This window comes from Vibrio sp. 1978, from assembly GCF_033344345.1.
The window spans coordinates 1-540 of the sequence record NZ_JAWPOP010000913.1; the positions used below are offsets into that span (position 1 = coordinate 1).

A 540-nucleotide genomic window follows, 5' to 3' on the forward strand; every position below is an offset into this window, starting at 1 on the left:
GCTTGGACATTCTACGTATTATACAAAGGTGCGACGAACTGTTACTTGCAAGACACCATGCAGGTGCGCGATGCATTAAGTGAAGTGCGTCCAACCGTGATGTGTGCAGTTCCTCGTTTCTACGAAAAGATTTTCTCAGCGATTCACGAGAAAGTGTCTCGAGCACCGATTCATCGCAAGATCATGTTTACTTGGGCGGTGAACATGGGCGCGAAAATGGCACTTTGCCATCAAGAAAAACGCAAACCTTCGATGATGCTGCGCAAAGCACACGCATTAGCTGACAAGCTGGTGCTCAGTAAACTGCGTGCACTGCTCGGTGGTCGTATCAACTTTATGCCATGTGGTGGCGCGAAGTTGGATGAAACCATTGGTCGCTTCTTCCATGCTATTGGCATCAACGTGAAGTTGGGCTACGGCATGACAGAAACCACCGCGACGATTTCGTGCTGGGATGACAAGTGCTTTGATCCGGATTCTATCGGTATGTCGATGCCTGGCGCGCAAGTGAAGATTGGCGAAAACAACGAGATTCTGGTT

1 protein-coding gene is annotated in these 540 nt (G+C 49.3%); it reads left to right on the forward strand.

Annotation, left to right across the window (positions count from 1 at the left end):
* On the forward strand, nt 1–540 hold a 540-nt coding region (locus R8N49_RS29835), incomplete at both ends, for an AMP-binding protein (RefSeq protein WP_318190794.1).